General features: G+C 70.2%; 16 protein-coding genes, 1 tRNA gene and 2 pseudogenes. 12 read left to right on the forward strand and 7 right to left on the reverse strand.

The window, feature by feature from the left end:
- Window positions 1-6: 6 nt before the first annotated feature.
- From GT755_RS17780 to GT755_RS17805, 6 genes are all read left to right on the forward strand, one after another.
- Window positions 7-1,188: a DNA polymerase III subunit delta' gene (locus GT755_RS17780; RefSeq protein WP_161480818.1), complete on the forward strand. Its 1,182-nt coding sequence runs from the start codon at window positions 7-9 to the stop codon at window positions 1,186-1,188.
- A 38-nt stretch (window positions 1,189-1,226) separates the two neighbouring features.
- Window positions 1,227-1,754, forward strand: coding sequence for a SigE family RNA polymerase sigma factor (locus GT755_RS17785; protein ID WP_161480819.1), 528 nt, complete (start codon window positions 1,227-1,229; stop codon window positions 1,752-1,754).
- Window positions 1,751-3,343: a hypothetical protein gene (locus tag GT755_RS17790; protein WP_161480820.1), complete on the forward strand. Its 1,593-nt coding sequence runs from the start codon at window positions 1,751-1,753 to the stop codon at window positions 3,341-3,343. Before GT755_RS17785 ends, GT755_RS17790 begins: the two co-directional genes overlap by 4 nt.
- A gap of 66 nt (window positions 3,344-3,409) precedes the next feature.
- Window positions 3,410-4,225, forward strand: a complete 816-nt coding sequence (locus tag GT755_RS17795; protein ID WP_235966901.1) for a PSP1 domain-containing protein — start codon at window positions 3,410-3,412, stop codon at window positions 4,223-4,225.
- Complete coding sequence (locus tag GT755_RS17800) at window positions 4,222-5,661, forward strand: alpha/beta hydrolase (protein ID WP_328794396.1); 1,440 nt, start codon at window positions 4,222-4,224, stop codon at window positions 5,659-5,661. Before GT755_RS17795 ends, GT755_RS17800 begins: the two co-directional genes overlap by 4 nt.
- Window positions 5,662-5,718: 57 nt before the next feature.
- A tRNA-Thr gene (locus GT755_RS17805) sits at window positions 5,719-5,792 on the forward strand.
- 345 nt (window positions 5,793-6,137) lie between these two features.
- Here GT755_RS17805 and GT755_RS17810 read toward each other — a convergent pair.
- Window positions 6,138-10,727 carry a ThuA domain-containing protein gene (locus GT755_RS17810; RefSeq protein WP_161480821.1) on the reverse strand — a complete coding sequence of 1,530 codons (4,590 nt, stop codon included), beginning with the start codon at window positions 10,725-10,727 and terminating at the stop codon, window positions 6,138-6,140.
- 350 nt (window positions 10,728-11,077) lie between these two features.
- On the reverse strand, window positions 11,078-11,431 hold the full coding sequence (locus GT755_RS17815) for an STAS domain-containing protein (protein WP_161480822.1): 354 nt from the start codon (window positions 11,429-11,431) through the stop codon (window positions 11,078-11,080).
- 81 nt (window positions 11,432-11,512) lie between these two features.
- Between GT755_RS17815 and GT755_RS17820 the strand changes: the two genes are divergently transcribed.
- Complete coding sequence (locus GT755_RS17820) at window positions 11,513-14,782, forward strand: SpoIIE family protein phosphatase (protein ID WP_161480823.1); 3,270 nt, start codon at window positions 11,513-11,515, stop codon at window positions 14,780-14,782.
- 11 nt (window positions 14,783-14,793) lie between these two features.
- Here the strand turns inward: GT755_RS17820 and GT755_RS17825 are convergent, their stop codons facing one another.
- The 3 genes from GT755_RS17825 to GT755_RS41165 form a co-directional block, all read right to left on the reverse strand.
- Window positions 14,794-15,189 (reverse strand): ATP-binding protein, encoded by a 396-nt coding sequence (locus GT755_RS17825; protein ID WP_161480824.1) that lies wholly within the window; start codon window positions 15,187-15,189, stop codon window positions 14,794-14,796.
- Between the two features lie 214 nt (window positions 15,190-15,403).
- The gene (locus tag GT755_RS41160; protein ID WP_161480825.1) at window positions 15,404-16,120 is read right to left on the reverse strand and encodes a MerR family transcriptional regulator; all 717 of its coding nucleotides are present in this window, start codon (window positions 16,118-16,120) and stop codon (window positions 15,404-15,406) included.
- A 44-nt stretch (window positions 16,121-16,164) separates the two neighbouring features.
- Complete coding sequence (locus GT755_RS41165; RefSeq protein ID WP_202610179.1) at window positions 16,165-16,506, reverse strand: hypothetical protein; 342 nt, start codon at window positions 16,504-16,506, stop codon at window positions 16,165-16,167.
- A gap of 6 nt (window positions 16,507-16,512) precedes the next feature.
- On the opposite strand from GT755_RS41165, the gene GT755_RS41170 reads away from it, so the two are divergent.
- From GT755_RS41170 to nhaA, 4 genes and pseudogenes are all read left to right on the forward strand, one after another.
- Window positions 16,513-16,875 carry a cupin domain-containing protein gene (locus GT755_RS41170; protein WP_202610180.1) on the forward strand — a complete coding sequence of 121 codons (363 nt, stop codon included), beginning with the start codon at window positions 16,513-16,515 and terminating at the stop codon, window positions 16,873-16,875.
- A 10-nt stretch (window positions 16,876-16,885) separates the two neighbouring features.
- A pseudogene (locus tag GT755_RS41580) lies at window positions 16,886-17,005 on the forward strand (cupin domain-containing protein); the annotation flags it as partial.
- Window positions 16,993-17,676: pseudogene (locus tag GT755_RS17850) on the forward strand (cupin domain-containing protein); the annotation flags it as partial. The pseudogenes GT755_RS41580 and GT755_RS17850, both read left to right, overlap by 13 nt.
- 23 nt (window positions 17,677-17,699) lie before the next feature.
- Window positions 17,700-19,502, forward strand: a complete 1,803-nt coding sequence (gene nhaA, locus GT755_RS17855; protein ID WP_161480827.1) for a Na+/H+ antiporter NhaA — start codon at window positions 17,700-17,702, stop codon at window positions 19,500-19,502.
- A gap of 3 nt (window positions 19,503-19,505) precedes the next feature.
- Here nhaA and GT755_RS17860 read toward each other — a convergent pair whose 3' ends face one another.
- On the reverse strand, window positions 19,506-19,709 hold the full coding sequence (locus GT755_RS17860; RefSeq protein ID WP_161480828.1) for a DUF1918 domain-containing protein: 204 nt from the start codon (window positions 19,707-19,709) through the stop codon (window positions 19,506-19,508).
- Window positions 19,710-19,884: 175 nt separating this feature from the next.
- On the opposite strand from GT755_RS17860, the gene GT755_RS17865 reads away from it, so the two are divergent.
- Window positions 19,885-20,733, forward strand: a complete 849-nt coding sequence (locus GT755_RS17865; RefSeq protein ID WP_161480829.1) for a universal stress protein — start codon at window positions 19,885-19,887, stop codon at window positions 20,731-20,733.
- A gap of 6 nt (window positions 20,734-20,739) precedes the next feature.
- Here GT755_RS17865 and GT755_RS17870 read toward each other — a convergent pair whose 3' ends face one another.
- Window positions 20,740-22,215: an endonuclease/exonuclease/phosphatase family protein gene (locus GT755_RS17870; RefSeq protein WP_161480830.1), complete on the reverse strand. Its 1,476-nt coding sequence runs from the start codon at window positions 22,213-22,215 to the stop codon at window positions 20,740-20,742.
- Window positions 22,216-22,320 lie beyond the last annotated feature (105 nt).

The raw sequence follows: 22,320 nt of genomic DNA on the forward strand, positions 1-22,320 counted from the left end.
TTCCGGGTGGACGTGTTCGATGACCTCGTCGGCCAGGAGCAGGCCGCGACGGTCCTGCGCCGGGCCGCCGCCGCTGCCGCCGAGGTGCTCGCCGGGGGCCGCGGCGCGGGCATGACCCACGCATGGCTCTTCACCGGCCCGCCCGGCTCCGGGCGCTTCGACGCCGCCAAGGCCTTCGCCGCCGCCCTGCTCTGCCCCGACCGGGGGTGCGGCCACTGCGACGCGTGCCACCAGGTGATGATCGGCTCCCACCCCGACCTGGAGTCCGTCCGGCCCCAGGGGCTCTCCTACGGCGTCAAGCAGACCCGCGAGCTGATCCTCCGGGCCGCCGGGCGGTCGACGATGGGCCGCTGGCGGGTGGTGCTGTTCGACGACGCCGACCGGGCGACCGAGCAGGCGGCCAACGCCCTCCTGAAGGCCATCGAGGAGCCGCCGCCGCGCACGGTCTGGCTGCTCTGCGCGCCGGCCCCCGACGACATGATCATCACCATCCGGTCGCGCTGCCGAGTGGTGACCCTGGTGACACCGTCGAGCCAGGCGGTGGCCCACGCCCTCGTGACCAGAGACAATGTGGCTCCCGGAGTGGCCGAGTCGGTGGCGCGGGCGGCTCAGGGCGACCTGGCCAGGGCCCGGCGGCTGGCGCTCGACGAGTCGGCGAGGGGGCGGCGCGAGGCCGTACTGTCGATCCCCAAGAGCCTGACCAACGTCGGCGAGTGCATCGCCGCTGCCGAGAAGCTCGTGAAGACCGCCGACGAAGACGCCGCGGCGGCCACGGCCGAGCTCAACGAGACCGAGATCGCCGAACTGCGGGCGATCTACGGCGAGGGCTCGACCGGGAAGGGCCTGAACAAGGGGCTGGTCAGGGGCGGCGCGGGGGCGCTGAAGGAGCTGGAGACGGCGCAGAAGTCCCGGGCGACCCGGATCAAGCGCGAGTCGCTCGACACGGCGCTGCTCGACCTGATGGCGTTCTACCGCGACGTGCTGGCCGTGCAGTTCGGGGCGCCGGTCGAGCTGGCCAACGGCGACCGGCGGGCCGAACTCGAAGCCGCGGCTCGGGCCTCGCGGCCCGAGGAGACGCTGAAGCGCACCCAGGCGATCATGCAGTGCCGCGAACGACTCGCGGCCAACGTCAACCCGCAGATCGCGGTCGAGGCGCTCACCCTGGCTCTGTGGAAACCGGTCGGCTGAGACGAGCAACCTCGGAAGGTTCTGTACGTCTCTGAAGCATGCAGGCCGAAACGGTGGACATCGCCCTCTCCTCCGGTGACCGAGATGAGGCGATCAGCCGCCTCTACGAGGAGCATGCGCTCGGGCTGACCAAGCTGGCCCTGATCATGGTCGGTGACCGGGAGAGCGCCGAGGACGCCGTCCAGGACGCCTTTCTGGGGCTGCACCGGCGGTGGCGGCTGCTTCGTGATCCGGCCGCGGCCGTGCCCTATCTGCGTAGTTCGGTGCTGAACAACGCGCGCAGCGTGCTGCGGCGAAGACGGTTGCCGTCGTGGTTCGCGGGGGCCTACGACCCACCCGTCTGGTCGGCGGAGTCGGCGGCCTTACTCGGGGCCGAACGCCGGGAGGTCCTGGAGGCCCTGCATCGGCTGCCGCAGCGGCAGCGGGAGGCGCTGGTGCTGCGGTATTACGCCGAACTGTCGGAGGAGGAGACCGCCCAGGCGATGGGGGTCAGCAGGGGGACCGTGAAGTCCACGACCTCCCGGGCGCTCGACGCGCTGGGTCGCATTCTTGGAGAGAACGCATGAACGACGTCATTTCCCGCCTGAAGGACGCGACGACCGCCGCCGGTGACACGATCTCCGAAGTTCCTCCGCTACGTCTGGAGCAGGCTCGTAAGGGCTTTCTGGTGCCCGTGGCGGCGGCGCTGGCGGTCGGGCTGGCGATCGCCGGGAGCGTGGTGATGACGCGGGGCGGGCTGAACCAGACGGCGGCGGGCACGGCGGCCCCTCGGTTCATCGTGGAGGCCAGGGAGCAGTCGGAGGTGATCGTCCGAGGGGTGACGGACGGAGCCGAGCTGGACCGGGTCGGCGCGATGACGGGGTGGCTCTACCGGAGCGTCCAGGCCGCGCCGGACAATCGCACCTTCTACGCCTTGCTGAACGGGCCCGCGTTCTGCTCCAGCAGGATCGTGCGATTCACCGTGGACGACGCCGGGCGGGCCGGTGAGCTGGCCGACGTGCCGGTACGCCCCGCGGCCCGCAGCAGGATCAGCGCGTTCGCGGTGAGCGGTGACGGGACGAAGGTGGTCTTCGGGACGGTGCCCTGTGTGCGCCGCGACGACGAGGGCCGCGGCTTCCTCGTGGTCGCCGACGCCCAGTCGGGGGAGGGGCGGCGGTTCCAGGTCAAGGCGGGGTCGGGGTTCACGTCGATCTCCACGAGCGACGACGGCTCACAGATCGCGTACACGACGATGCCGGCGGGCCGGACGATGACGGTCTCGGAACCGGCGGTGGTGGTGGGCTCACCATCGGCGCCGCCCCGGGTCGCGCCGTCGGGAGCGCCGACACCGGCTTCGAGCGTCGCGCCTCCGCCGACACCGGTCTCGGGCGCCGCGCCTGCGCCGACACCGGCTCCGAGCGCCGCATCTGCGCTGTCACCGGCTCCGAGCGTCGCGCCTCCGCCGACTCCGACGCCGGTTCCGGCTCCGAGCGGCGTGCCTACGGCGTTCATATCCGTGCCGCCGAGCGGGGTGGCCGCGCCTTCGGGTGGGGCGCCGGAGGATGTGGTGATCGTGCCGATGCCCACGCCCATGGCGTCTGGCAACGTGGTGATCGTGGTCCCCTCTCCCGGGCCGTCGCCGAGTGGCGGGATCGTCGTCTATTCCGCGCCCACGGCCGTGCCGCCCACCCTGGGCACGCTGGAAGGGGTCAGTTCGTGCCGTTTCTTCGCGCTTCGAGAAGACGTGCAGATCCCGGTCAACCAGTTGCGCGTGGTCGACTGCGCCGATTCGCCCGAGGTCTACGTGCTCGACGCCGACGAACCCGGGGATCCGCCCCGGCGCGTGGTGTTGTCAGGTGAGCTCGACGGGACGAGGGTCCATTTCTACGGGGTGCGCATGTCGCCCGACGGCACGCGGCTGATCGCCGGGGTGAGCACCGGGATGACCCGGCTGGACGACCCCCAGGCCGCGATCATGACGTTCGACCCGGCCGGTGAGGAACCGGCCGAGGTCCTCTACCGGGGCCGGGCCTGGTTGCGGGTCCTCGACCTGGCCGCCGGCGGGAGTCGTGTGCTCGTCCAGAGCGAACAGGAGATCGGGGAGGTCTCCGGGGACACGTACCGGAAGGTGATGGACATTCCCGGCCGTGTCATGGACGGAGTGGTTGCCTGGTAAAGAGGGCGCGTAGGGTGGCGGGAAGGCGCAACCACACGAGGAGGCCGGGCTCCCTTGGGCATGATGATGGCCGTGAGCTTCACCCGATACGGGCGGTTGTACTACCTCGACCCGGGTGGCCACTCTCCGAAGGTGGGCGATCGGGTGCTCGTGCCGACCGACGCCGGTTTCGAGGTCGCCGAGACGATTTGGGCCCCCCAATGGGTCTCGGAAGACGTCGACGGCCTGCCCGTCTGCGGCGGCCTCGCCGGTGAGGAGCACCTGACCCGCGACGAGGCCAACAAGCGCCGCCGCGCCGAGGCCCGGAGCGTGTCCAAGCGCCTGATCAAGCGCCACGACCTGCCGATGAAGGTGGTCGGCGTCGACTACATCGACGCCGACAACGTCTACACGGTCTACTTCTCGGCCCCCCACCGGGTCGACTTCCGCGCGCTGGTCCGCGACCTGGCCCGCAACCTGCGCGCCCGCGTCGAGCTCCGCCAGATCGGCCCCCGCGACGAGGCCCGGCTGCAGGGCGGCATCGGCCCGTGCGGGCGCGATCTGTGCTGCGCCACCTTCCTGAAGGACTTCGAACCCGTTTCGGTACGCATGGCGAAAGACCAGGACCTCCCGGTCAACCCGTTGCGGATCGCGGGGGCGTGCGGCCGCCTGATGTGCTGCCTGAAGTTCGAGCACCCGCTCTACCAGGAGTTTCGTGCCGGGGCGCCCCGGGTGGGCCTGACCGTCGACACGCCCGAGGGCGCCGGGGTCGTCGTGGGCCACAACGTGCCGTCCGACTCGGTGATCGTGCGGCTCAACGACGGCGGCCGGCGGTGCGCGTGCTCCAAGGCGAGTGTGTGCGGCCCGCGGAAGGCGTACGAAGAAACCTACGAATCGTCGTGAGGCGGCTGCTGCTGGCGCTGGCGCTGCTGGCGGCCGGGTGTTCGGCGCCGGAGGCGTCGTCGTCGCCGCCCGATCAGGCGCTGTCGTGGACGCCCTGCCATGAGGGCCTTCAGTGCGCGACTCTGGCCGTACCGCTCGACTATGACCGCCCCGACGGCGAGAAGATCGAGATCGCCGTCGCGAAGCTCCCGGCCACCGGCGACCGCATCGGGTCGTTGCTGATCAACCCGGGCGGCCCGGGAGGGTCGGGCATCGAATACGTACGTGACTCGCCCGTCTCCGACAAGCTCCGCCAGCGGTTCGACCTGGTCGGCTTCGACCCCCGGGGCGTGGGCGAGTCCACGCCGCTGCGCTGCCTGTCGGAGCCCGAGGTGGAGTCCTACCTGTCGCTCGACATGACCCCCGACACCCCTGAGGAGGAGGCGGCCATGGTCGCCGGGGCGAAGAAGTTCGCCGCCGGCTGCCAGAAGAACGCCGGCTCACTCCTGGCCCACGTGGGCACCGCCGACGCGGCCCGCGACATGGACGTGCTGCGCGAGGCCCTGGGCGACGAGAAGCTGACTTACCTGGGCAAGTCCTACGGAACCTACCTCGGCGCGGTCTACGCGCAACTGTTCCCCGACCGGGTGCGCGCGCTGGTGCTCGACGGGGCGATCGACCCCCGGATTTCGGCGCTCGAACTCAACGAGGTGCAGGCCAAGGGGTTCGAGGTGGCGATGCGGGCCTTCGTGGCAGACTGCTTCACCACCGACGACTGCCCCTTCTCCTCCCGCACGGTCGAGGGCGCTCTCGACGAGATCTCCCGGTTGTTGCAGCGCGCTGACCTGCTGCCTTTGCGGAACCAGACCGACTCCCGGGTGATCAACGACACGTGGGCGGCCTTCGGGGTGATCACGCCGCTTTACGATCGCGGGTCGTGGGAGATCCTGCGGGGGGCGCTCCGGGAGGCCTTCGCCGGAGACGGCACCCAGTTGTTGCGGATGGCCGACGTGCTGCTGGGGCGGCGGATCGACGGATCGTGGACGAACCAGACGGAGGCCAACAAGGCGGTCAACTGCGTCGATCACGCTTATCCGGCTGAGGTGGCCGATTACGAGTCGGCGGCCAAGGAGGCGGCCGAGGTGGCGCCGCGGTTCGGGCAGTTCGTGATGTGGGACAGTCTCGCCTGCGCGTACTGGCCTTCGCGGTCGGCGGAGGCCGACCTGAAGATCAACGCGGCTGGGGCGGCGCCCATTCTCGTCGTGGGGACCACGCGGGATCCGGCCACTCCGTATGAATGGGCCGAGGCGCTGGCTTCCGAGCTGGAATCGGGGGTTCTGCTGTCTTATGACGGGGACGGGCATACGGCCTATCAGACCGGGTCGACGTGCGTGGACGGGGCTGTGGACGGGTACCTGACCGATCTTGTGGTGCCCGAGGAGGGCACTCGGTGTTGATCGTGGGCGCGGAGTGGGGGGCGGAGGCTGTACAGTAGGACTGCTGCTTGTCAGCATGCCGCCTTAGCTCAGTCGGCCAGAGCGACGCACTCGTAATGCGTAGGTCTGGGGTTCGATTCCCCAAGGCGGCTCTCTCGGAACGGCCCGTGGTTGACGCCCCTTCGGGGCGGCTTTCACGGGCCGTTCCTCGTTTCTACGGGGGGCGACCCCCGAACCCCCGATACGAGAGGGCTGCGCCCCCTCGCGCTCCCCCTGGCCGCTTCGCGTCCTCGCATCGCTGGCGCTCTGGGTCGCTGCGCTCCTGGCGAAGGGCTTCGCCCCTCGCGCTCCCTGACATGGCCTCGCTTCGCTCGGGCTGCGCTCGCTTCGCTCGATTTCGATCTTGGGCAGGTCTCGTCGGTTCCACGTGGAGGTAGCCCCGATGGATGTGATGTCCGGAGGGGACGGGCATCGTCCCCTCCGGAGGTCCGCATCGTTTACGAGGCGTAGACCTCGAACTCCGAGACCTGGCCCGCGGGCCAGCCGGTGTTCGCGGTGATGGTCAGGCGCAGGTAGCGCCTGCTGGTGGCCGGGAAGGTGATGGTGGCCGTGTTCCCGGTGGCCGGGTTGAAGGTGTACGCCGCCGAGCCGATGACGTTGGTGAAGGTGGTTCCGTCTGTGCTGCCGAGGACGGTGAGCGTCTGGGTGCGGGTGGCCCAAGCGGTGGCCGGGGGCAGCTTGAGGACGATGCGGCCGACGCTGACCGAGGAGCCGAGGTCGACGGTGATCGACTGCGGGAAGGCGTTGTTGACCGACTCCCAGTAGGTGCCGGCGTTCCCGTCCACGGCGTTGCCGGACGCGTAGGTCTGCACGTGGCTGGTTTCGGTGGTCGGCCGGCCCTGCGCCAGGTTGCTGACCGGAACCGCGGCGCCGGTGCCGCTGAGGGCGACGGTCAGCGGGCCGTTCGGGTCGTTGCTGGCGACGCTCAGGGTGCCCGTGCGGGTGCCCGTCGTGGTCGGGGTGAAGGTGACGTTGACCGTGCAGGACGCGCCGGCGGCCAGCGAGGAACCGCAGGTCTTGGTCTGCGCGAAGTCACCGCTGGTGGCGACCGTGCCGAGCGTCGCCGTCCCGGTGCCGGTGTTGGTGACCGTGACGGCCTGCGCGGGGCTGGTGCTGCCGACGGTCCTTGAGGCGAACGACAGGCTGGCGGGAGAGGCCGTCAGGTTCACGGTCGGCGGCTGGTCGCCGCCGCCCGGGAAGATCTGGAACTCCGCGACCTGCGCCGCGGGCCAGCCGGTGTTGGCGGTGAAGTTCAGCCGGACGTACCGCGTGCTGGCGGTGGTCAGCGGGATCGTGACGGAGTTGCCCGTCGCGGGGTTGAAGGCGTAGGGGGCCGATGGCTTGAGCGTGGTCCACGTCGTGCCGTCGGTGCTGCCCTGGACCGACAGGGTCTGGGTCCTGGTCGCCCATGCCGCGGGCGGGGGCAGCTTCAGCGTGATCGAGCCGATGCTCTGCGTGGAGCGCAGGTCGGCCTGGAGCCACTGCGGGAAGGCGTTGTTCGCCGACTCCCAGTAGGTGGCGGTGTTGTCGTCGTTGGCGTTGGTCTGCGGGTAGCCGCCCGAGGAACTGCCGGCGGTCATCGCGGCGCCGAGGGCGAGGTTGGTGGTCGAGGTGACGGCGCTGCCGGACAGTGCCACCGACAGGGGGCCGTTCTCGTCGTTGCTCGCCACCCTGAGCGTGCCCGTGCGGGTGCCCGTCGCGGTCGGGGTGAAGGTGACGTTGACCGTGCAGGACGCGCCGGCGGCCAGGGTGGCGCCGCAGGTGTTGGTCTGCGCGTAGTCACCGGTGACGGTGACTACGCTCAGGGTCGCGGCGGCGCTGCCGGTGTTGGTGACGGTGACCGCCTGCGGCGGGCTGGTCGTGCCGGTGGTGCGGGTCCCGAAGGACAGGCCGGTGGGGTTGGCGCTCAGGGTGACGCCGTTGACGCTCCTGCTGACGAAGTCGGTCCAGTTGACGTTGATCAGCGCGCCGGTGTCGGTGCTGCCCGCCGACCTGCGGACGACGAAGTACAGCGGCCCGCTGGTCGTGGGCGGGTTGGTGAGCGTGACCGGGAAGTTCTGGTAGGTCTGCCAGCCGCCGGTGCCGGTCACCGTGGCCCTGCCGACCAGCGGACCGTTCACGGCGCCCGACCGGATCTCGATCGTGCCTCCGGCCGAGCCCGAGGCCGCGCGGAAGGTCAGGCGCTCGATCGCCGACAGGTTGACCGGGTCGTGGCTCCAGTAGTCGCCGTCCTCGATGGCGGTGAGGTTGTGGAAGCCGCCCTGCGTGTCGGAGGTCGTCTCCACCCGCGCACCGGGGTCGCCGGCGCCGGTGCCGTCGGGGGCGCGCCCCGTCGCCGTGTAGAACTCGGCCTGCTTGTGCTTGGGCTGCAGCAGCACCTGCGCCCTGGTGGTCAGCGGACCGGAGGATCCGGTGCCGCCCTGGTCGGTGTAACTGGCCTCCAGCACATAAAAGACGTTGTCGCCGTCGCTGTGCCCAGAGGACAGGGTGGTCTGGACGGTGCCCGAGCAGCCGGTGTACTGGTCGAGCGGGTGGCCGTGCGAGTCGTGCCCCAGGAAGGCCTGGAGCTTGACGTTCGCGCAGTTGACCGTGCCGTCTTCGGGGTCGGTGACCGTGACGGTGAAGTTCACCCGGTCGCCGAAGTTGAAGAAGCCGCCGTTGGGCGGCAGATTGAACCTCACCGTGGGCGCGGTGTTGCCGGCCACGATCGGCACGTTGGCGGTGGCGGTCGTGCCGCCCTGGTCCTTCACGGTCAGCACGGCGGTGAAGTTCCCCGCCGTGGTGTAGGTGTGCGTGGGGTTCGCCTGAGTGGAGTCGACGCTGCCGTTGCCGTCGAAGTCCCAGGCGTAGGTGAGCGGCGTCCCGTCGGGGTCGGCGGATCCGGCGCTGGAGAACTGCACGGTCAGCGGCACGGGCCCGGCGGTCTTGTCGGCCTTGGCCTGGGCGGTCGGCGCCCGGTCGCCCTTCGTGTAGTCGATCCGGTAGATGCCGGAGTCGGTGTTGTTGCCGCCGAAGCCCGAGCCCCACTCGATGACGTACAGCGCACCGTCGGGGCCGAACTTCATGTCCATCGGCTTCTTGAAGCTCATCGTGCCCAGCAGGGGGTTGATGTCGACCAGTTGCGACCCGTCGGCGCTGAGCTGGAAGGAGTACAGGCGGTTCTGGTTCCACTCGCCGAAGACGGCCTTGCCGTCCCAGTAGGCGGGCCACTTGCGGGCCGACACCAGCGCCGGGTCGTAGCGGTAGGCGGGCCCGGCATGGGGTGCGCCGCCGCCGCCGAGTTCGGGGAACGCGGGGTCGGCGGAGTAGTGGTAGTAGACCGTGGCGGCCTTGGCCGCGGGCAGGTCGGTGATGCCGGTGTTGTTGGGCGAGTCGTTCTTCGGCGCCGCGCAGTTGAACGGCTGCTTGGAGGTGTTCGTCGCGAAGTCGAAGTCGACGTAGGCCTTGTTGTTGCCGACGCAGTAGGGCCAGCCGTAGAACCCCGGACCGTTGAGGATGTCCCACTCGACCGTGTTCTCCGGGCCACGGGTGGCGCTGGGCTGGCCGGCGTCCGGGCCGTAATTGGCGACCAGCAGCTTGTGCGTCTTGGGGTCGATGCCGATCCGGAAGGGGTTGCGCAGACCCATCGCGTAGATCTCCGGGCGGGTCTTCGGCGTGCCCGGCGGGAACATGTTGCCTGCGGGGATGGTGTAGGTGCCGTCCGGCTCGGGGTGGATGCGCAGCACCTTGCCGCGCAGGTCGTTGGAGTTGGCCGAGGTGCCCTGGGCGTCCCAGCTCGACCGCCCGGCGCGCTCGTCGATGGGGGTGTAGCCGTCGGAGGCGAAGGGGTTGGTGTTGTCGCCGTTGGCGAGCCACAGGTCGCCGGTGGCCTTGTCGAACACCATGCCGCCCCCGTGGTGGCAGCACTCCGCCCGCTGGACCGGCACCTCCAGCACGACCTTCTCGCTGGCGAAGTCGAGCGTCAGGTCTGGCCTGACGGTGAAGCGCGACAGCCGGTCCACGGCGGTGGACTGGGGCGAGTAGTACAGGTACATCCAGCGGTTGGTGGCGAACGCCGGGTCGAGGACCATTCCCAGCAGGCCGCTCTCGTTGGCGTTGAAGACGTTCAGGTGACCGGAGGTGACCACACCGCCGCCCGGCTTGACCGCTTTGACGTCACCGCTCAGGTCGATGTAGAAGACGGTGCCGTCCGCGGCGACGTCCAGCATCATCGGGTTGGAGGTGTTGTCGTCAATGGTGACCTTGGCGAACGACGAGCCCAGGCTCGCCGAGCAGTCGGCCGGCGCCACGCCCGCGGCGGTCTGCAGGCCGCCCAGCAGCATCTTCAGGAAGTTGGGCTCGGCGAAGGACTCGTCGGTGTGGCCCAGCGCGGTGTACCAGGAGCGGCCGCCGTCGTAGTTCTGGCACCAGGTGGTGGGGTGGTCGGCGCCCATCGTGCCGCCGCTGTAGCTGGTCTCGTCCAGGGAGGTCAGGACGTGGACCGCGGCACGCGGGTTGGTGCGGAAGTCGTACCACTCGTCGGTGCGGGTCCAGCGGGCGGGCAGCCCGGCCGTGGAGGGGTGCGCGGGGTCCTCGACCTTGACGACGGCCTGCTGCGGCGCGGGGTGCTGCTTGAAGTAGGCGCCGACCAGATTGCCGTACCAGGACCAGTCGTACTCGGTGTCCGAGGCCGCGTGCACGCCGGCGTACCCGCCGCCGCCCTTGATGTACTGCTCGAAGGCGGTCTGCTGGGTGGCGTTCAGCACGTCACCCGTAGTGGAAAGAAAGACCACGACCTGGTATTTGGCCAGGTTGGCCGCGGTGAAGGCGGCGGAGTCCTCGGTGACGTCGACCGTGAAGCCCTGTTCCTGGCCGAGTTGCCTGATGGCGGCGATGCCCGCCGGGATGGAGGTGTGCCGGAAGCCGGCGGTCTTGGAGAAGACCAGCGCGGCGAACGGCGGTCCGGCGGCGGCCTGCGCCGGACTCACCTGGGAGGGGATGAGGAGGGTGGAGACGAGCAGCAGCAGGGCGGTGAGAATTCTTCTCATGCCGCACCTCGCGCGCTGCGCAGGTGAACGTCCATGTGCATGTGCATGTCGACCTGACCTCACAGCTCAGTCAGGCAAGGCGCGCGCCGCCACGCTGATTGCCCTGGGGGTGATTCGAGGGTCGGAGTGTGCCGACTCCGTCGTGCTGTCGAACGGTTGTAGGACGTGCCAGGAGCAGCACATTTACGCGGCGGACGCTAGCCAATGCGGTTTTAACACGTTCATGCCAGGCGTGTATAGACACGAGATGACCCGAGGCCGCGCTTGAGCGTTTCTCGAAAAACCCCGAAGTTACCGGTCGCGCCATTCGCGACAGCGGCCGAGGAAAGGACTTGTCCCGAAGGCCTGGGTCAACGTTCCCGAATGGCGGCGAGTGCCGTGGTCAGGTCGGGATGGACGGGGAGCCAGTCGGCCATGCCCGTCAGCCAGAGCACACGGGTGCGGCGGGGGTCCCCGCCGTAAACGGAGAGCATGCCGCCGTTCTCACGGGCGGCGCGATGCTGGTCGCTGATCGTGCCGAGACCGCCGGAGTCGAGGAACGTCACCCCCGACAGGTCAAGAATGAGTCGTGTGCCGGGGGCGGCCAACGCCTCGCTCAGCGCGGCGGCGAGAATCGATCTCGTCACTGCGTCGATCTCACCTTCGGGCGCCAGAACGCCGATCCCGCCCTCCCGCCGGGACGAAATGTGCAAGCGGGTCTTCATTGAACGCGCCTCTCCGAGGGGTCGCCGATGGCACTGTCCCCCCGAGCCCACTGTAGGACAGACTGCAACGAGGAGGTGCTAGTGGCAGAGCAGGCGGCGGCGCGCGCCATGAACGCCGTCCTCATGAGCGGTGGCGTGACCGGGGCCATGATCGCGGCGCAGGACTGGTCCGGCACCGCGCTCGGCCCCGTCGACACCTGGCCCGCCGGCCTGCGCGGCGTGTTGGAAGTGAGCCTGGGCAGCGAGATTCCCGTGTTCGTCTTCTGGGGGCCCGACCTCACCCACCTCTATAACGACGCGTTCATACCGATTCTTGGTGAGAAGCATCCGTCGGCGCTCGGCGCGCCCGCGGAGGAGACGTGGCGTGAGGTGTGGGACGTCCTGGGGCCCACGCTCAATGGAGTCGTGACGAGCGGGCGAGCCGCTCGCGTCGAAGACCTGTTGGTGATCACCAGCCGCCACGGATCTCCCGAGGAGACCTACTTCACCTTTACCTGCGGACCTGCCAGAGACGCCTCCGGCGCGGTTGCCGGCGTTTTCGGCGTCGTCAGGGAAACCACCGCCGAGGTGCTCGGCGACCGCCGTAGGGCGATCTTGCACCGGCTCGCCGAGCGCACCATGACCGCGGTCTCGGCGGCCGACGCGGCCGAGACCGCCGCCGAGGTGTTCAGCGGCCACCCGATCGACATTCCGTTCGCACTGATCTACCTGCTCGCGCCTGATCGCAGCATCGCGACCCTGGCCGGTGCCGCCGGGCTACGTCCCGGGGGCCGGTTGAGCCCACTCACCGTCGACCTCGCCGCGTCCGAGACGGCCTGGCCGCTCGCTGCCGCGCTCAACGGCGCGGTGGTGGCTCCTTGCCCGCCGAGCCCGGAGCTGCCGCCTGCCCGTGCGGGCTTCGACCCCGTCGGGCACGCCCTTGTCCTGCCTCTCGGCTCGTCCGGGATCCTTGTGGCCGGGCTCCACAGCGGACGCCCGCTCGACGACGACCACCGCACCTTCCTCGACATGGTCGGTGGTCTGGTCGCCGCTGCCCTCGGCAACGCCGCCGCGTTCGACCACGAGCGCCGGCGCGCGGAGGCCGGCTCGCGGTTCCTGGGGGACGTCAGTCACGAGCTGCGCACCCCGCTCACCCTCATGCTGAGCCCGCTGGCAGATGTTCTCGCCGATTCGACCGGGCCCCATCCGCGTGACCGCGACGGTGTCGAGCTGGCGTACCGGAACGCACTGCGACAGCTCAACCTGGTGAACGAACTGCTCGACTTCTCGCGCGCCGACGCCGGAGCCGTCGAGCCGAGGCCGCAGGCGGTCGATCTGGCCCGGCTCACCTCCCAGCTGGCGGACCTGTTCCGTCCGGCGATCAGCCACAGCGGTCTCACCTTCGACGTCGACTGCCCGCCACTCCCTCAGCCGGTGTCGGTCGACCGCGGCATGTGGGAGAAGATCGTCCTCAACCTGCTGTCGAACGCGTTCACGTTCACCTTCGAAGGCGGCGTGCGGGTTTCGCTCGGCCTCGACCATGAGGGATCGGTACGGCTCCAAGTCGCCGACACCGGGACCGGGATCCCACCCGAGGAAGTGGGCCGTCTGTTCGAGCGCTTCCACCAGGTGCCCGGAGGAAGGTCCCGCAGCGCTGAGGGCAGCGGAATCGGGTTGTCGCTGGTCCGGGAACTCGTCGAGCTGCTCAAGGGGAGCATCGACGTGACCAGTGAGCCGGGCGTGGGCAGCGTGTTCACGGTGACGATTCCCTTCGAGCCCGTCAAGGGGGCCGTGGAGCCGTATACGGCCACGCCGGAAACGGCGGCCTTCATCGAAGAGGCGACGAGCTGGACGGCGGGACAGCCGCCCGTCGAGCCTGGTCCGGTCGAGGTGCTCGTCGTCGACGACAGCGCCGACATGCGCGCCTATCTGACCCGGGTCCTGGCGCCCCACTGGCGCATCCACGCCGTCGCCGACGGCCGACGTGCGCTCGACTTCCTGGAGGCCGCGCAGTCGCCACCCGAGCTGGTCCTGACCGACGTGATGATGCCCGACCTCGACGGGTTCGCACTCCTCAAGGCCATCCGCGCCGCCGATCGCCTTCGCGGCATCCCCGTGATCATGGTGTCGGCACGCGCCGGTCAGGAAGCCGTGATCGAGGGGCTGGACGCCGACGCCGACGACTACCTGGTCAAACCGTTCACCAGCGCCGAACTGATCGCCCGCGTGCGCACCAACCTGACGACCGCGCGCAGCCGCCGCCATGCGGCAGACCGGATCAGGGCCCTCTCAGCGGTCGCCCAGAAGCTCAGCGGCAGTCTCCAACCCCGTCACGTCGCCGAGATCCTCGCCGAACACCTGGTTCCCGACTACTCCGACGGCTGCTCGGTGTGGTTGCCCACCGAGGACGATCCGGAGGCGCTTCGCCTCGCCCATCTCGCCACGGGGCCGAGGCTGTCTCCGGAGTCGCGCCACGCCCTGTCGGAACCCGGGGAGGCGACCGCCGGTACGCTCGACCTCCCGTTCGAATACGCGGACGCGACCGGACAGCGGACCGCGATGTTGCGGCTCGCCTCCTCCTCGTTGGGGTTCGACGAGCGGGTCTGGCTACGTGAACTGCTCGACGTGGCCGGGTCGGCGCTGACCAACGCCGCGAGCTACCGTCATGAGCACGGCATCGCCCTGCAACTCCAGCAGTCCCTGCTGCCCATGGCCCTGCCGGTGTCCAAACGGTACAAACTGGCTTCCCGCTACCGCGCCGGCGCCGCAGGACATCAGGTCGGCGGCGACTGGTACGACGCCTTCCACCTGCCCGACGGACGGCTCGGCCTGACGATCGGCGACGTGATCGGCAACGGCATCCAGGCCGCCGCCCTGATGGGCCGGGTACGCAGCGCCATGCGGGCCTACGTCCTGGAGGGCATGCCGCCCGCGAGGGCGATGGAGAAGGTCAACATCTTTCTCGAGAGCGTCGGACGGAACCAGTTCACCACCGCGTTCTCCGCCGTGTACGACCTGGAGACCCGCTGGCTCGAGTTCGCCAACGCCGGCCACCTTCCCCCCGTCCTCGTCGCCGGCGGAGAGGCCGAACTCCTCGACGTACGTCCCAACCTGTGCCTCGGTCTGCAGACGACGTTCACCTACACCGGCCAGCGGGTGCGGCTGGCGCCCGGGTCGACGCTCCTGCTCTACACCGACGGCCTCGTCGAGCGCCGTGACGAGTTCCTCGACGACCGGCTCGCGCGACTCCGCGACGCCTTCGCGGGCTTCTCCGGAAGCCACGACGAGATCTGCGATCACGCCCTCAGGGCGATGTCGGTCCCCACCCAGCACGCCGACGACGACATCGCGCTGCTGACCCTGTCCGTCTGAGGTCGCGGCCGTCAGGCCATCCCCATCCGGGTGCGCATGCGCACGGTCGACCGTCCGACGCGTCGGGATATGACCACTTCGTCGCAGATCTGGTGGATGAGCCACAGGCCGCGCCCGCCACCCTTCGACGGCGGCGGTGGCGGCCCGGCTCGCAGGTGCGCCGCCGTCAGCTCGCCCTTCTCGTCGCTGACCTCGATGACCAGGTCGGTGCCGTCACACCACATCGTCAGCTCGCCGCGGCCCCCACCGTGTTCGATGACGTTGACCACTGCTTCGTGGACGGCGAGTGCGAGATCTTCGAGCCGTTCACCGGAAAGGCCCGCCAGCCGCGCGCCGCGCTTCACGTGTTCTCGCAGTGTGCTGTAGTCGTCGCTGATGGCCCACCGCTCGAAATTCGCTCGTGGCATCGGCTCCGACCTCCCCGCGGCAGTGCCGCTCTGTGCTTCTATCCTCATTCGGCGCGTTGATACGCGCGGACGGGTCAAAGCACTGCCCGGCCGAACCTTCGGGACATGGACGCGATCCCCAGGTGAGTGACCACCTTGTCACCGCGTGATGGGTGCTGTCGAGACCGTAGCGTGACAGACCTGTTCGTACACGGTCACCGCGCCTGTGGCGTCGTCACCGCAAGGCTGACGCGATCGCGAAGGCGCGTTTGACGTACTCCCACACCTCCTCGTCGACCAGCCCTTTCGTGGCCTGCGCAGCTCCTTGGGCGTCGAGCTTGGCGTACATCGACGACAGCACCGAGAGATCACCGCCCGCTATGTCGCGGGCCACCGCGCTCCACCGTCCGGCGAGTTCCTGGACGCGGGGGTCGGCCGGATCGACCTCCTCGGCCACGCATGCGCGCAGCTCTTCGACCACGTCGGCCAGGGCGGACCGCCAGGTGGCGAGCTTGTCGGAATCGTGCCGCCGGCGTAGGCGGGCGAGTTGCTCGGGACTGAACCCGCTGGACTGGGTCATGGTCTTCATCACCTCGATCAGTTGTCCCGCCGATGGCAGGGGAGCCAGGCGCAGCAGGCCGGCCAGGAGCCGGCGCAGCCGCTGTGCGTCGGCGATGCGGGTTTCCACGCGGGCGAGCTGTTCTCGCACCATGGGGGCGAGGTCGGGCTCCTCGTCGAGCGCGCGGGCGATCTCCGGAAGGGGGATGCCGAGTTCACGCATCGCGACGATGCGATAGAGGCGGCGCACGTCCTCCTCGCCGTAGCGGCGATGGCCGGAGGCGGAACGCTCGATGGGCGGCAGCAGCCCGATGTCCTCGAAGTGCCGCAGCGCCCGTGCCGTCAGGCCGGTGACGGCGGTGAGTTCGCCGATCCTCCAGTGCCGTATCTCCACGGTGGCGACGTTAGAACTTCACGTCGCGTCAGGTGCAAGCCTTGTCAGGCGGTGGCGTAGTCGGACAGGGCGGGCTCCAGCAGGTCGAAGGCCCGGGTGGCTTCGGCGGCGACGGTCTGGGCGATCTCGTCGTTGGAGCGACCGGCGATGGTGAGCGTCTGGATGCGGTTGAACAACACGCGGTGGACGGTGCCGAGCAGGCCGGCGGCGGTCTGGACGGTGATGTCGTCGGGCCGGCCGCCGGTGGTCTCGGCCAGGGCCCGTGCCAGGTGGTGTTCCCGCTGGTCGTGCAGGCCGCGCAGGCAGGCGCTCAGGGTCGGGCTGTCGGCGATCATGCGGGCGAACTGCGGGCCGGAGAACCCGGCTACCGGGTCCTCGGCGGCCACGACGTCGTGCTCGCCCGTGGCATCGAGGTGCTGCCGCCCGAGCAGCGGGACCAGCGGGCCGGCGGCGTGATCCTGGCCTTCACCCTCGACGGCGGCCTGCGGGAACAGGAACAGCGGCTGCGCGACGCCGTCGTCGAGCCGCCGTGGGGAATGCGGTTGAGCGGTTCGATCCAGCTCGGGGTGCACGCGGTCGTGCGGGGCCGGGGATGGCTCTGGACGGACACTCCCGGCAGCGCGGTGGAGCTCTCGCCCGGGACCGTGGTGCTGGTGCGCGGCGGGCCCGACCACTACGTCGGAGACCAGCCGGGCGCCCACTGCGTGGGACCGGAGGAGTTCGGGGCCCGGCATCCGCTGACGGAGGCCGGGTGAGAGCCCCCGGGCCACGGTCTTCCTGTGCGGCGCCTACCGGTTCTCCGGCGAGGTCGGCAGCGCGCTGCTCGACGCACTGCCCCAGGTCATGACCTTGACCCCGGCGCTCGACGACCCCTCCGGGACGTGATCACCCTGCTGTCCCGCGAGCTCGGCAGGACCCAGCCCGCCCAGCAGATCGTGCTCGACCGGCTGCTCGACCTGCTTCTCGTGCTCGCCATCCGCGGTGACTTCGAGCAGAACACGACCGCGCCGCGTTGGTACCGGGCGTCGGCCGATCCTCGGCTGGGCGCCGTGTTGCGGGCCATGCACGAGAACGCGGCACACCCGTGGACGGTGCCGGAACCGGCCGCGATCAGCGGGTTGTCGCGAGCCGCCTTCGCGCGGGCCTTCCAGGAGAAACCCGATCAGGCGCCGATGCGCTACCTGACCGAGTGGCGCATGACCCTCGCCCGCGACCACCTGCGTGACGGCGACCTGAGCCTGCGCGCGTCGCCGAGGCCGTCGGCTACGCCTCACCGTTCGCCTTCACCGCCGCCTTCCGCCGCCACCACGCCAGCCCGCCGGAGTCTGGCGGAAGGCGGAGCAGACGGCCGCCGCGGTTCACCGGCCGGCCCGGCTCCACTCGGCGAGCCCGCGCAGCCCCTCCTCCGATGGCAAGCCCGTGGCCGCCGGCTGGCCTTCTTCCGCGACCCGTGGGGGGAACATGATCGGACTCTCGGAGGCCCTGCCCGGTGCGGGCGCCTGACGTCCGATCGTTTGCCTGGACATTACGGGTCCGTGCCCAGGTCTGCGTGGTAATGCGCCCTATCATCGAGGTTTCTATGTTGCGGGCGTTCTTCAGGACCGAGGCGGGCAGCACGAGTGTGCTGCTCGGGGCTACCCTTGCGGCGCTGCTGTGGGCCAACTCCCCGTGGGGCGACACCTACGAGGCGTTCTGGCACCTTCAGGCCGGGTTGTCCTTCGGCGACGCCGTCTTCTCGCTCGATCTGCGTCACTGGGTCAACGACGGGCTCATGACGCTGTTCTTCTTCCTCATCGGTCTGGAGATCTCCTACGAGGTGCGTCTCGGCCAGCTCACCGACCGGCGGCTGCTGGCCGTCCCGGCGGTCGCCGCGTTCGGGGGGCTCGTCGTGCCGGCGGTGGTCTACCTGGCGTTGAACGCGGGCGGGCCGGGGGTGGGCGGCTGGGGGGTGCCGATCGCCACCGACACGGCGTTCGTGCTGGGGGTGCTGGCCGTCGTGGGGGCACGCTGTCCCGAGCCGTTGCGGGCGTTCCTGCTGACGCTCGCGATCGTGGACGACGTGCTGGCCATCATCGTCATCGCCGTCTTCTACACCGAGGACCTGTCGATGGCGTCGCTGTTCACCGCGGCGGCGCTGCTGGCCGCGATCGTGATGCTGCGCTGGTTGAGGATCTGGCGGGCGCCGGCGTACATCGTGCTGGGGTTCGCGTTGTGGGTGGCGACGCTGGAGAGCGGGGTGCATCCCACGTTGATCGGCATCGCGCTCGGGGTGCTGGTCTTCGTGTACGCGCCCAGCGACTACAAGCTGCTGACGGCGGGAGAGGCCGTCCACGAGTTCACCGCCGACCCCAGCGCCCGGGGGGCCCGCAGGGCGGCGCGGAAGGTGCAGGCGGCGGTCTCGGTGAACGAGCGGCTGCAGCTCAGGATCAGCCCGTGGAGCAGCTACCTGATCGTGCCGGTGTTCGCGCTGGCCAACGCGGGGGTGGTGCTCGACGCCGAGTCGCTGCGGCGGGCGGTCACCTCGCCGATCACCATCGGCGTCGTGCTCGGGCTGCTGCTGGGCAAGTTCGCCGGCATCGCGTTCGGCACGTGGTTGCCGCTGCGGCTGAAGTGGGGGGTGCTGCCGGGCAACCTGGTGTGGGGACAGCTGCTCGGCGGCGCGGCCGTCTCGGGCATCGGGTTCACGGTGTCGTTGTTCATCGTCGGGCTGGCGTTCGACGATCCGGCCGTGCAGAGCCAGGCCAAGATCGGCATCCTGGCAGGCTCGTCGTTGTCCGCGCTGACCGGGTGGTTGATCTTCAGGATGGCCTGGGACAGGGGCGGCGTGTGCGCGCCGCCGGAGGCGGACCTCGAACCGGTCGAGGAGGTGCCGGTCGTGCTCTCCGAGCCGGTCGGCCCCGGCGACCACGTGCGCGGCCCGGCCGTCCACAAGGTCACGATCGTGGAGTACGGCGACTTCGAGTGCCCCTACTGCGGACGCCTCCACCCGATTTTGGAGGAACTGCTCGCCAGGCACCGGACGACCCGGCTGGTGTTCCGCCACTTCCCGCTGCGCACCATCCACCCCAGGGCGGTGCCGGCCGCGCTGGCGGCCGAGGGAGCGGCGGCCGACGGGAAGTTCTGGGAGATGCACGACATCCTGTTCGCCAACCAGCGTTTCCTGACCGACGGCGACCTGGCCCGCTACGCCGCCGACATCGGGGTCGAGCCCTGGCCGGACGTGCCGGCCCGGCTCGCCAGGATCGGGCACGACGAGGAGACCGGCCGGGCCAGCGGAGTGCGCGGCACCCCGACCTTGTTCATCAACGGCCTGCGCTACCAGGGCGGCATGGACCTGGAGTCGATCAGCCGGGCGATCAGGGAGGCCGAGCGGCAACCCTGACCGTCAGGCTTGTTCACCCTCCGGTCTGCTCACCACGTGGGCGTCGGGTCCGGGGAACACCAGGGACTCGTGGTCGTCGCCCGTCCAGCGCACCAGGTAGGGAGGAGAGCCGTCCGGGTGGCGCACCTCGGTGATGACGCCGATCTTCCGGGGCTCGTGGTCGCTGCTGCCCTCGACGATCAGCCGGTCTCCCATAGCGGCCTTCATCGTGTTCTCCTTTCTCGACGCGCCTTCTCATCCATCGTCCGTCCGGGCGCGCCCACGGCCTATGCGGTGGACGCCAAGAGACCGGAAAATGCCGTCGGCAGAAGGACAAAGCCCTTTGTGGCGGCCGCGACCGGCGGACGAAAGTGGAAGGAAGACCCGAAGAAGGACACGAGACATGGTTCCGATCATCGTCGTGGGCGTGGACGGATCAAGTCCTTCGCTCGCGGCCGTGCAGTACGCGGCCGAGGACGCCGCACGCAGGCACGCCGCTCTGCGGATCATCCACGCGCGGTCGGCGGCCGTCCGGGACGCCGAGCTCAACGCCGTACAGGAGAGACACCACCAGGAGGTGCTCGCCGAAGCGCAGCGGCGGGCCTGGGAGTGCGCCCCGGACATCCGGATCAGCGCCCAGCTCGTCGTGGGACCACCCGCCGAACGCCTGAGAGAGGCGGCGCACGACGCCGACGAGGTCGTGATCGGCAGCCGCGGCAAGGGCGGCTTCGCGGGCTTGATCCTCGGCTCGGTCAGCCTGTCGATGGTGGGTCACATCCCCGGACCGGTCGTCGTCGTCCGCAAGCCCGCCCAGCGGATCTACGGAAAACTCGTCGTCGGGTACGACGGAGGCGACGAGTCGGAGACGGCGCTGGAGTTCGCCTTCGCCGAGGCCGACCGGCGCGGCGCCCGCCTCAAGCTCGTGTACGCGTGGGAGCCGCCGTCGTTCGCGGCCTCCGCCGTCGTCTACGGAGCGCTGCTCCAGCAACTGTTCGACGAGCGCATCACCTCCGTCTGGCAGCAACTCGCGCCGTGGACGCTGAAGTACCCCCACATCCCGGTCGAACGCCTGGCCACCTGCGGTCACCCCGTCTTCCTGCTGTCGGAGGAGTCCCGCACGGCGGATCTGGTGATCGTCGGCTCACGCGGGCGGGGCACGTTCGCCTCGACCGCCCTCGGCTCGGTCGGCCACGGCCTGCTGCACCGCGCGCACTGCCCGGTCGCCGTCGTCGCGGAGGAGGGCCGGCGATAGGTCAGCTCAGTTCAGCCGGAAGACGGTGAGCACCGCCGCGTGGTCGGAGGTCCAGGAGGCGCCCTCCCCGACGGCTTCGCTGGACAGGACGGTGAGGGGACCCCTGTAGTGGATGAAGTCGATGCGGTCCTGGGGCTCCGGTTCGCCGGTGTGGGAGTCGTAGCCGTAGCCGCCGGTGAAGGTTTTGAAGACGGGCGACCAGGTGGTGCCGGGGTGGGTCGACGGGTTGGGATTGGCCTGGCGGTAGGAGTCGACGAGCCCCGCGCCGGCCGGGGCCGTGGACGTCGGCCACGGGACGGAGCCGTAGCCGCAGCGGGACGTCGCGGGCGTCCAGTCGAGGTGGCTGGGCGCGTTGAAGTCGCCGGTCAGCAGCACCGGGGTGGTCGCCGAGGCCGAGAGGTCGGCGGACATGGCCGTGAGGATGGTGTTGATCTGGCCGGTGCGGCCCGAAGAGGCCTCTCGGTTGAGGAGCTGCTTGACGGTCATCCTGCCGAAGCAGGCGTCGTACGGGCCGTAGGGGGTGTAGCCGAGGTGGGCGCTCCAGAGGCGCAGGGAGCGGGCACCGAGGTCGATCCTGGCGGCGACGGCGCTGCCCGCGACGGTCGGCGTGGTGCCGGTGATCGGATAGCGGCTGAGGACCGCGGTGTCGGAGTTCTGGAAGTACGACCAGCCGAGGGCCGACGCGAGGGCCTGGGCGGCGGAGCCCTCGTTCTCCTGGATACCGACGACGTCGACGTCGCGTTCGAGCAGGAACCTGAGCTGCTTCTCGAAGCCGTCCGCCACCCGGGTGCCGCCGTGCCAAAGGTTCCAGCTCAGCGCCCTGAACTGCGGCACCAGCACGCCCGACTGGACGCGGACCGTCACGGTCGCGTCGGCCGTGCCGGAGGCGGTGGTGGCCCTGATCCCCACGACGGCGTCGCCCGCGGTGGTCGGCGTCCCGGTGACGGCGCCCGAGGACGACACCGAAACCCAGGCGGGACCGGAGGTCTTGGCGAAGGTCAGGCCGGTGACGTCGCCCTGCACGAGCCCGCCGACGGTCGCCGAATAGGCGGCGCCCGCCTTGGCGTTGCGCAGCGTGAACCGTGAGGCCGGGAAACGCGGCGGGGTGTCTGAGGTGATCCGCAGCGAGACGGGCTGGGCGAGCCAGGTGTACCCGTCGTCGAACAGGTAGAAGATCTTGTAGTTCCCGGCGGCGAGTCCCGTGGTCGGCAGGGTGCCGGTGCCGGTGGCGGACGGGGCGTACACCCACTTGAGGGAGGGGCCGACGTAGGTCTCGCCGACGGGCCCGTTGCCGGGGTCGCGGTAGAGGCCGACCCAGTTCTTGGTGTTGGGCCGGGAGGTGGCGTAGCCGAACCGGATGTCGGCGCCGACCGTGACTGACGGCGACGCGACCGTCAGCGTCCCGTCAGCGGCGGCGTCGGCGGGCTGGACGGGCAGGGTGAGGGCCGCGACGGCCAGCACCAGGGCGAGCAGTCTTCGCATGCCGTGATCGTCCGCAGGCGGCGTGCCCACCGGGTGACATCGCGGTCGCGCCGAACCGAACCACGGCCCAACACTGGGCGGCCCCACTACTACGTGGTACTGTTT

The sequence above is a fragment of the Herbidospora solisilvae genome, assembly GCF_009901565.1.
Classification (GTDB): domain Bacteria; phylum Actinomycetota; class Actinomycetes; order Streptosporangiales; family Streptosporangiaceae; genus Herbidospora; species Herbidospora solisilvae.